Origin of the sequence: Aquimarina sp. AU119 (assembly GCF_900312735.1) — a bacterium.
Classification (GTDB): domain Bacteria; phylum Bacteroidota; class Bacteroidia; order Flavobacteriales; family Flavobacteriaceae; genus Aquimarina; species Aquimarina algiphila.
The window spans coordinates 1-10443 of sequence record NZ_OMPF01000010.1 but is presented as its reverse complement, the minus strand read 5'-3'; the positions used below and the strand labels follow the sequence as shown (position 1 = coordinate 10443).

Annotated in this window: 11 protein-coding genes; all 11 read left to right on the top strand. The window is 30.6% G+C overall.

What is annotated here, in order from left to right:
- The first annotated feature begins 162 nt into the window (after positions 1-162).
- The 11 genes from DK442_RS08620 to DK442_RS08565 all read left to right on the top strand — a co-directional run bounded on the left by DK442_RS08620 (position 163) and on the right by DK442_RS08565 (position 10119).
- A complete protein-coding gene (locus tag DK442_RS08620; RefSeq protein WP_109435464.1) occupies positions 163-807 on the top strand; it encodes a hypothetical protein in 645 nt (214 codons plus the stop codon).
- A 215-nt stretch (positions 808-1022) separates the two neighbouring features.
- Positions 1023-1517, top strand: a complete 495-nt coding sequence (locus tag DK442_RS08615) for a hypothetical protein (RefSeq protein ID WP_109435463.1) — start codon at positions 1023-1025, stop codon at positions 1515-1517.
- Positions 1518-1716: 199 nt separating this feature from the next.
- Complete coding sequence (locus tag DK442_RS08610; protein WP_109435462.1) at positions 1717-2331, top strand: hypothetical protein; 615 nt, start codon at positions 1717-1719, stop codon at positions 2329-2331.
- Positions 2332-2543: 212 nt separating this feature from the next.
- The gene (locus DK442_RS08605; RefSeq protein WP_109435461.1) at positions 2544-3638 is read left to right on the top strand and encodes a DUF695 domain-containing protein; all 1095 of its coding nucleotides are present in this window, start codon (positions 2544-2546) and stop codon (positions 3636-3638) included.
- Positions 3639-3801: 163 nt separating this feature from the next.
- On the top strand, positions 3802-4224 hold the full coding sequence (locus tag DK442_RS08600) for a hypothetical protein (protein WP_160114094.1): 423 nt from the start codon (positions 3802-3804) through the stop codon (positions 4222-4224).
- A 256-nt stretch (positions 4225-4480) separates the two neighbouring features.
- Positions 4481-4846 carry a hypothetical protein gene (locus DK442_RS08595; RefSeq protein WP_160114093.1) on the top strand — a complete coding sequence of 122 codons (366 nt, stop codon included), beginning with the start codon at positions 4481-4483 and terminating at the stop codon, positions 4844-4846.
- 252 nt (positions 4847-5098) lie between these two features.
- Positions 5099-6094: a hypothetical protein gene (locus DK442_RS08590; protein ID WP_109435458.1), complete on the top strand. Its 996-nt coding sequence runs from the start codon at positions 5099-5101 to the stop codon at positions 6092-6094.
- An 85-nt stretch (positions 6095-6179) separates the two neighbouring features.
- Positions 6180-6680, top strand: a complete 501-nt coding sequence (locus DK442_RS08585; RefSeq protein WP_109435457.1) for a hypothetical protein — start codon at positions 6180-6182, stop codon at positions 6678-6680.
- A gap of 143 nt (positions 6681-6823) precedes the next feature.
- Positions 6824-7333 (top strand): hypothetical protein, encoded by a 510-nt coding sequence (locus tag DK442_RS08580; RefSeq protein ID WP_109435456.1) that lies wholly within the window; start codon positions 6824-6826, stop codon positions 7331-7333.
- An 833-nt stretch (positions 7334-8166) separates the two neighbouring features.
- The gene (locus DK442_RS08570; RefSeq protein WP_109435454.1) at positions 8167-8982 is read left to right on the top strand and encodes a hypothetical protein; all 816 of its coding nucleotides are present in this window, start codon (positions 8167-8169) and stop codon (positions 8980-8982) included.
- A 186-nt stretch (positions 8983-9168) separates the two neighbouring features.
- Positions 9169-10119: a transglutaminase domain-containing protein gene (locus tag DK442_RS08565; RefSeq protein ID WP_109435453.1), complete on the top strand. Its 951-nt coding sequence runs from the start codon at positions 9169-9171 to the stop codon at positions 10117-10119.
- The last annotated feature ends 324 nt before the right edge of the window (positions 10120-10443 follow it).

Genomic DNA, 10443 nt, shown 5'->3' with positions numbered 1-10443 from the left:
AAAAATTAATCTGACTGAAATGAAAGCTGAAATATTTTGTCGAAAAGAAAAATACGCTGAATTAAAAGTAAAAAACTAACGCCAACAACGTGTAAATTGCATTAAAACGCAACTTACACAAAACGTTAGCAATAATTAGATCGACTTTCAATAGATTAAGAAATGAGAAACAAACTTCTTACTATTTTATTTTTGATACCAATACTTGTTTTATCACAAGCGAACTTAAATGAAGAAGCAATTAATTATTACAAGTCCAATATTAAAATTGTAGAGTCATTAAATAAAGGATATGAAGTTGGTAAAGAATATGATTTAGCAATTGATTTTTTTGAAGAACTAACAAAAGTAAAATCATATCATCAATATGGTTTTGCAGATCAGCCTGAAAAATATGCTACAAAATATGTAATCAAAGATTGGAAAAAGTGGTTAGACTTAAATCTTGATATTATTTACTGGGATAAAAAAACAAATGCTATTAAAGCTACTTCAAAAGTAAAATATTTAGAAAAGGATCCTAAAAAAGTGTTTTTAGAAAATTATGACATATTAAAAGCCAACACTTTTGGTAAACATATTGATGATACAGAATTTAATCACTCGATTGATTTTTTTATTGAGTTAATCCCTTTCTGTAATTTCCTTAATAACCTTTCACCTTTAATTGAGATTGAAAATGACAAGGTCAATATTTACAAAAAGACAACTAAATCACACTTTAAAAAACTAAGGGAATGGTATAAATTAAATAAAGAGAAATTGATATGGAATAAAATGACTCAAAGTGTAAAAATCAAAAAATAACTATTGCTAACAAGATGTAAACGCAATGCTTTGTTGGTGTTAAACCAAAAGTTAATTGTGTATTTGTGAAGTCGGCGTCACAAATTTTATTATTTTAACTGATAAATTAAAAATACTCAAAATGTAACGCCCTGTTCTTTACCGAAGGTCACTGCACTTCTCCACGCACAGACGTTTACATTAATCGTTGTGTATAATGTTGAAAAAAAACGTGAATGAAGAAAATCTACAATCAAATTAAATATTTAGGATATTATCAAATCATCGGCGGAATCGTTGGAATCCTATTTATGATATATAATGTTTTTGACCAATTGACCTCAAATAGATTTTTCCTATTCTCGCTCGCAGTTTTCTTTGGACTGTGCGTCTTTTCAATCTACAGCGGAATCTTACTTATTCGGAAAAGATATCTGATAGGTTTAAATTTTTCATTGTTTGTCCAAGCTGTTCAAATTTTGAGCTTTGCACTTTTAGGATATATTTTTAATTATGCTATTGGAATCTATGTGAGGCTTACGATTGAATTAACTAATGACACCATCGCTGGAATTGACTTCGGATTTGTAAATTGGGATTTATCCAGAAGTGCGAACCCTGATTTGATTGAAGTGAATTTTAACATTGTTGCAATTGTACTTTTAAGTTTGATTTTCAAACTGAAAGAACAAATCGCTAAAGAACGGAATAAAATAAACGCAACGGAATAAAAAACACTATACACAACAAGATATATGTGATCATAGCAGTTAAGTGATGAATCGAATGGTCTTTGTATATTTATGAAGGCGCAATGATTGCAAAAAGAAAAAGTTAGCTAGCAACCAATGCGCAAATAAATCGAAAAGCTAGGTAACATTTTGCCCTGCTACGACACATACACTTAACGTTGTACGCAAGCAGAAAACTATGAAAATTAATATGACTCTTTTTTTGGTATTCATCTCCTTGACTTTATTTGGACAAAATGAAGTCGGAATAGGTATTGTATCAATAAATTTTGACAACAAAACGAAAGTTGAATTTTATGAAAACTCGGATTTAGGCAAAATTCTTAAAACGGTTGAGTTTTTTAATGATGAATCAATTAAAAGTTGGAATATCAAAAACATACAAAATCATAAAGACTGGCTTAAACCCGAATCAATGTGGCTTGACTACGGACTATTTAGATTTCGGTGTAAAACTAAAAATCTAGATTCTTTTGAAGTTTACGTGTCTGAATCACAAACAATGTGGATTAAGAATCAAGAGTTCTGTGAATTTAAAAATTGGGAAGAATATCTAAAAAATATGTTCAGTATTGAACGAATTGACAAGAATACTCAAAAAATCTATTCAAGGCCATTTACTAAATCGGAGGTGTTAGAATCTAAAAGCGACTGTTTTAAAGTGAAACAAATGCGCAATGAGTGGATTGAAATTGAGACAGCTTCTCATTGCGAATCGGAAAAGAAAATATCTGGATGGATAAAATGGCGAGAGGGAAATAAAATTTTAATAAATTATTATATTACAAGCTAAAAAAGCCAGCGTACAACACTATATATGTGGTCATAGCATCTAAGAGATCAATCGATTGGTGTGTGTATTTTTGGTAAGGCGCAATGATTGCAGAATGGAAAGTTAACAATCAATGCGCAGAAAAAACCGAAAACAGGGTAACAATTTGCCCTGCTACGACACATATATTAAACGTTATGTGCAATGTGAAAAAATCAGAATGAATAAAGAATATGAGTTTTTTAAAATCACTATTTAACACAAAAGAACAACCAATAAACTCATACTTTGACTTTTGGGATTGGTTTCTGGAAAATGAAAAAAAATTCCACAATGTTCTTAAAAAACAAGGAGACATTAAACGTGTTTTCTTTGACAAACTAGCACCCAAATTAGATGAGTTGAAAGATGGATTTTGGTATTTAGCTGGAATGTATGACGACAATACTTCTGAATTGGTTTTTACACCTGATGGAGTAATCAAAAACATAATATTTGTAGAAGAACTTGTTCAAGCCGCTCCAAAAATTGCTAATTGGAAATTTACTGCATTAAAGCCTGCTCTAGAAATTGAAAATGTAAGAATAGATATGGCGAATTATACTTTTGATGGTGAGAATTTATCCTTTTATTCGATTGATCATAAAAATTATCCTGACGAAATTGACATTGTAATAGTTCATAATGACTATAATGAACAAGACAAATCAACTATTTTAAATGGAACCTATATTTTTCTTGATAACTATCTTGGTGAATTAAATTCTGTAACTGCCATAGATAACTTAACGTTGATTTCAAAAAAGGATGCAACTAAAGAGCTTATTCCAATCTCTAAACTGAAGAGCTTCCTAATTTGGAGAGAAAAAGAATTTATAGAGAAATATCAAGGATTAAGACACAATACAAGTAATGACAACTATTCAAGTTTAGAAGCTACATTGGAAAATGGTCTACCACTAATTGCAATCGTTAATTCTGATTTGTTAGATTGGAATAGCAAAGCATCACATCCTTGGATTGCAACTGTTGAAATCAAATATGATGGGAAAAACAATAATGGAATGCCAAACGATACCTCATATCAGCTTCTAAATGAAATTGAAGATAAAATAATGATGGAATTAAAAGATTCTGATGGCTACCTAAATATTGGTAGACAAACAGCTGATTCCGTTCGAGAAATTTACTTTGCCTGTGTTGATTTTAGAAAGCCATCTAAAGTCTTACATAAAATTAAAAGAGAATATCTAAATAATATTGAATTGGATTTTGATATTTATAAAGACAAATACTGGCAATCTTTTAATAGATTTATAACTAAATAAAAAGCACATAACACTATGTATATTGCATATGCTCCCTTCGGGAAGCAAACGCACCATACATTAAACGTTAACTACAATTATGACAAAAAAAGTCCTATCTATTATAATTACATTGATTACAATTCTAGCTTGTAAAGACGAGACATTTAATAAGATCTATATTTTGGACAAATCGGAAATAAATCACGCTAAATATCTAAAATCTGCAATTCCATTTCAAAGAATGAATGATGATGGAGAAAGGCATATTCAAAAAAAAGGTGGTGTCGGCGGAATAAACTTACATAAACCCCAGTTAGATAAATTAATTGAATGCAATTCTCCCGTAATTGATGATGTCAAAGCTGTGCTGGTAATGGATTTTCCTTCAAAAAAATCTATTGCTTATGAAATTTATAATGAGAAAGGGTTTACGAAAAAAGAACTTGTAACTGAAATAAGCAAAGCGTATTCTATAATTTATGATGAAAAGGAAAAATATGAAATAAGTTCTCGCAATTTATCGGATCTGGAATTGTGTGGTATTTTGAAATTCCAAAAAGATAATGTAACATATTTAGTTACAAGAGTAGAATCAATAAAATAAATGTAGTTAACAATTTGTATGGTGCGTTTGCTCCCCGAAGGGAGCAAACGCACCATACAAGAGACGTTGTACACAAGCATAAAAAATGAGACAAAGCTTAGTAACATTATTAATATTATCAATTTTTACTTCTTGCTCAAATTCTACTAAAAAGCCTGACAAATCTAAGTCGAAAAAACTGACTGTCGAATCTGACGGTAAGAAAATAAACTCTACCCTAACTGAATTAAATATTCAAAAAACGTTTCCGGATTTTGTGAAATTGGCTAAAGTTCCAGATAGTTTGAATTTTGATATTGATAATGTATTTTATGGAGATTTTAATGGTGATAACAAAAAAGATTTTGCCTCTCCAGTAATAAATCTTGAAAATGGATTTTACGGACTTATAATAATTTATAATGATGCTAATCCTAAATATCGAGTTTTTGGAGCAGGTAATGAAATTAACGGACAGACTAACCTTGACTGGATTGATAAATTTAAAGTCATCCCAAAAGGACGGAACATAGCTCCAACACTAGTCGATGAAAAAACTGGTGATATAATTGGTTCTGACCAAAACAAAATATTCAAGTTAATTGGAGATGGAATCTCAATGAGTGTTGACGAATCACACTGAGGAGGAATTTTATTCTGGAATGGAAAAAATTATGAATGGTATCATATCGAATAAAAAAGCCAGTGTACAACACTATATATGTGATCATAGCAGCTAAGTGATCAATCAAAAGGTTCTTGTATTTTTAGTAAGGCGCAATGCTTGCAGGAAGTAAAAGTTAGCAACCAATGCGCAGAAAAATCGAAAAACAAAGTAACATTTTGCCCTGCTACGACACATATATTAAACGTTGTAGCACATAGGAAAAATTAAATGGGAATATTCAATAAAAAGAAAAGATGGGGAAACTTTAATGGTAACATTAATATATATGATGACTTAAAGCCTTCAGATATTCCTGAACTAATTGAAGAAAAAGATATTCATTCACTTCAATTTTTTGAATTTAAAAATCCTAAAAAGAGGACTTGGAATGCCTTAAATGAATTTTACGAAAAATATCCGAAAATTGGATTAAGAATAGTATGGTATGATCAAATCAATTTTGACTTTTATTCCCAATTACCTTCTTTAAGAAATTTTGATATTTCTTCATTTAACACATCTGATTACACACCTTTGCTATTAAATAAAAATTTGACAGATTTAGCAGTAGGAGAAACTAAATCAACTGCGGTTAATTTAAGTTTCATTAAGGAATTTAAAGACTTAACATCTTTATGGATTGACGGAATGAAAAAAGGACTGGAAAATGCGGCTGAACTTTCAAAACTTGAACGTCTGACATTTCGCGGAGTAAAAATGAATGACCTGAATTTAATCAACAGTCTTAATAATCTGGTACAATTGCGTTTACTATTTGGAAGTTATAAAAATCTTGACGCAATTGCCAACGTAAAAAGTATCAAAACTCTTGAAATAAGTAGAACAAGACAAATTCCTAATTATGATTTTTTGAAATCTATGGACAACTTAAATTCTCTATATTTCGAAGGAATGTCAAAAATGGAAAGCTTACCTGACTTAAGTGGATTAAAAAACTTAAAAAGGATTCAAATTGATAACAATAGTAGATTAACAGACATCACTAATATAAATCAATTACCAAATTTAGAAATCTTTTTGTTGTTCTTTCCTGAAAACTTCAAAGCCGCTTATCGTAAAGAGCTTTTTAAACAAGCAACAGATTTTCTACTAAACTCAAAAACAGTAAAATATACGAACCTATTTTTTTGGCTAGAAGATGATATGAAAGAAAAGCTAAAAGAAAAAGGAATAAAAAAGTGGGACTACGGAATGAATATTTAAAAACGTGCCACAACAATTTGTATATTGCATATGCCGCCTTCGGCAGGCAAACGCAACATACAAAAGACGTTGTGCATAATTATAAATGAAAAAGCATCAAGTAATATTCGATAAGATAGCTAAACTGTTTAAAAAGCACTTTAAAGAAGATGCAATTATGAGCATCGGAGAATATGATGATGGCTACTCAGAAAATCATCTGACAATAAAAGACACAGGAGTTTGGATATCTTGTGATGAGTACGAGTTAATTTTTGGAACAGGATTTAACCATAGGCATTATAATCTTGAATTTGATGAATTATTGGATTGTTTAAATCAGTTCCAAAGAATGCTTACAAAGCGAAAAAGAAAAACGGATTATTTTAAAGGAAATTATTGCTATAAAACTAAACTTGAGGTTGAATCAGCAAATGGTAATTTCAAGGAATTTAGTACTTCCTCAACTTGGTACTTTTCATTCTGGAAAAAAACAACTGAAAAAATTACTATCGAAAAGCCAATCATTAATTCATTGGAATTTGAAAATGAATTTACCGAAATAAAAAACTATGCACAACAACATATATGTCATCATAGCAGCTAAGTAATCAACCTAATGGTTGTTGTATATTTGGTAAGGCACAATGCTTGCAGTAAGGAAAAGTTAGCAATCAATGCGCAGAAAAATCGAAAAGCACGGTAACATTTTGCCCTGCTACAACACATATATTAAACGTTGTACACCATATGAAAAAAACATTCGCAACCATATTATTGTTAATCGGAATGCTAACATTTGGACAAGAAAAAAATCTTGAAAAAATTAATCATGAAGTGAATTCAATTGACTTGAACTCTGAACTAACGATACACGAGTTTGATTGGGTTAAACTAACGGGAATTATAACCGATGGTGGCGGAATTTTAAAAGTTTGGAAGAAGAATAATACTATTCATAAAATTCTCCAAGAAATTGGACTTTCGTACGGAAGGTTAAGAACTAGCATTTATTTTAAAAATGGATCTCCTATAAAAGTTATCGAAATTGAAGAAAACTTTGAACGAACAAATGATGGTTTAAATTTCTCAAAACTTGATCAAACATTTAAACAAGAATTTTTTGTTTTCGACTGGGAAATGGGAGAAGGAAAATATAAAAAGATTGGTAAAAGAGTAATGACTGAAGGTGGATGCTCACACTTTGAAAGTTATGAACCAATTATTGAAAGAGCAAAAAAAGCCCTTCAAAATGAATAATATTCTTGACAAGATTTCCAATGATTTACTAAATAACGTAGAAGAGGTATATAGAAAGCTTATTAAAGTTTTATTAGCATTATTAATTATTTCAATATTACTTGCTTTGTGGAAAAGAATGATTCTATATATTAGTTTTTATTCGATTATTTGGGGTTTAATTCCTTTGATGTGTATTGCTTTTATAACTAAGATTATTAAAAAATATAAACAATAAATAAAAACGGTGTACAACACGATATATGTGATCATAGCTAATTAGCGATTAATCGAATGGTTCTTGTATATCTAGGATGGCGCAGTGATTTTAAAGCTGAATAATGTATAAAATCTACGCAGAGGTGTCCAAGGTTAGGTAACATTTTGTTCCGCTACGACACATATATTAAACGTTAGGCGCCAGCATCGGAGGTCTGAAAAGCAAAACGCAAGTAGAACGTAAACGGACGGGCTACGGAGGAAAGGTCTGAGTATTTTCTCGAAGATTTTTACCAATTCAAAAGTTGGAGCTCCTCCCCGATTCGGACGGAATTTGGGCCAGTGATTTTTTTTGTAAGAGTTATCGTCCAACCCAAAGTCGCAAAGCGATCGAGGGAATTGGAAAAAACAGTTCGCAAGCAATCATCGCTTTGCTTAAGGCAATTTTGCAAAGTCCCGACTGAATAAAAAAGCCAGCGCATAACAAAATGTATAAGTTCATAGCGGTGGAAATTCCTAACGGAATTTCACGCGCATTTGTTAACTTTGGGCAATGCGGAAAATTCTTTGTCGACTAGTCCGCTACGAAACTATACATTAAGCGTTAGCAAGTATCTGATCTAAAATTTTAGTTTATGGTTAATATAAAATATTTTATTCTATTAATTCTAATAAATATTAATTCCCAAATCTTGAAAGCACAAAATATTGAAGAATTCATAACTGATAGATTTGAATTGACTCTTAATTCAATGAATATACAAAATCCAGATAATCTAAAATATATCATTATCTATGATATGAAAAGTAAAATGGAGTCTTTTTCAACCTATGAAGATATGGCGAATTGGTGGTCTATGCCATATTATATAAACAGAGAGTTATATAAAAACCAAGCTATTTATGCTTTACATCATTATGATATGATTGCCCCACTTTGGATAAAAGTTAGCAAATCCATTAATAATGAAAAGCTAATAATTTTAGAAATAAGTTTTAGGTTTAAAGAAGTAAACTCAATCTTATCTCATTCACCTAAGAACAAAACGGCTCCTTTTTCTTTTCACCAACCTTACTATTCTTTTGAGGATAAGCAAAAAAGATCAGGATTAATTGATTATATATTACTTACACTAAATGATTCAAATGAATTTCAAGAATATTTTTCAAAAAACCCTATAAAAATAAGTGAAATAGTAGATCATGTAAATCACTTATTTAATAAAGGCCGCTATGTTTTTTTTCCAATTAATTTTGCTACTGACATTGAAAATAACCAAAACACTCTTAAATACGGTTTGAAATATGATAACGTAAATTCAGTTTATAACCTGATTAATTCAAAATTTGCTTCAGAACAACAATTTAAAAATGTATCGGATGCCGTGAGGTTTTATTTTGATAAACAATTTAATTATAAAATTGGTAATTTATCTATTTCAACGAACTAAAAAACACTTGCTAACATTATATATAAAATCAGAGCAAAGTTTAGTGCTAAATCGAAAAGTTATTTCCTTTTTACAATGTCGCTAGATTTTTATAAATTAAATAAGAAATAAAAACGCGCAGATAAATGGAATGGTTCAGGCTTCTTTATCTTGCTCCAATTTATATATTTGGCGTTACCACCAATTATGAGAAACTTTTTTCCATTAATAATATTTTTTCTTGGCATCAGCCTTACTTGGGCTCAGGGTAAGTCTACTAAAGAAATGGTGGAGGAATTGATGGACGAGAATTTATTGATGGCAGAATTGACGGACTATGCTAAAAACAACATAAATAGTGACAAAGAAAGGGCTCGATTTTTCTATTATTGGATTAGTGAAAATATCCAATATGATTATGAAATGTTGGAAAGACATAACAAAGACGGTTGGACAGAAGAAGATGTTAAATTGAATACAAGTCCTTTTCTAGTCTTTGAAAAAAGAAGTGCGGTGTGTGCTGGATTTTCGGTTTTGTATAAATGGTTTATGGACGAAATGGGAATTGAAAACGAAGTAATTGATGGACATATAAGGCATTTAACTAATCAAACTGTTGAACCAGATTTAGATACGGGATTTAGTCATGCTTGGAATGCTATAAGAATAAATAATACTTGGTTAATAGTTGATTCCACTTGGGCAAAACAATTTGAAACAAATGTCCCTGATTATTATTTTGACATTAGTCCTAAAAAATTAATTATTACGCATTTTCCATCCGAAAGTAAGTGGCAGTTACTAGAAAAACCCTTGTCTTTGGAAGAATTCAACGACTCGCAATATATAGACCCCCTCTATTATCTAGTTGGCTTTACCGAAGAACCAAGTTTAAAACAGGACACAGACTTTTACTATTTTGTATGGAAGGACAATCCAAATAGAAATTGGATGGTAAGATTAGGCTACGGAACGGATAGTATAAATTATGACCCCGTTCCCGGAATTGAAGTTATTAATCAGGACGGCTATACCTACTACAAGTTTAAAAAAGAGCATATTCCACAAAAAGCAGCTTTCAAAGTCGACTTGAACAATTTCAATCAGGAAAAGCAAACTATGGTCTTATATGAAAATATTATTCTATTCCGCATATAAATAACTGGTGGTAACAAAACCTATAAACAATACGGGCTTAGGTCATAAACGCTAAGGTTTGCGTATTTTTATGAAGTCCGCAAAATCTTTTGGATTTTGCTCTGGACAGGAAAAAATAAATCAAAACAAAAAGATTTCGCTATGTGAGTGGCGGAAAGCAAACGCTTGTTTGCTCCCGTACTGTTCATAGCCCAACCGTTGTGTACAATATGATGAAGAAGTTAATTTTAATATTATTTTTTTTACCACTCACCGTAATCGGACAACATCTCAAATGTTGTGAATCTCAAAAAGAAGTGGAATCTTATCTGAGCGGAATATGGA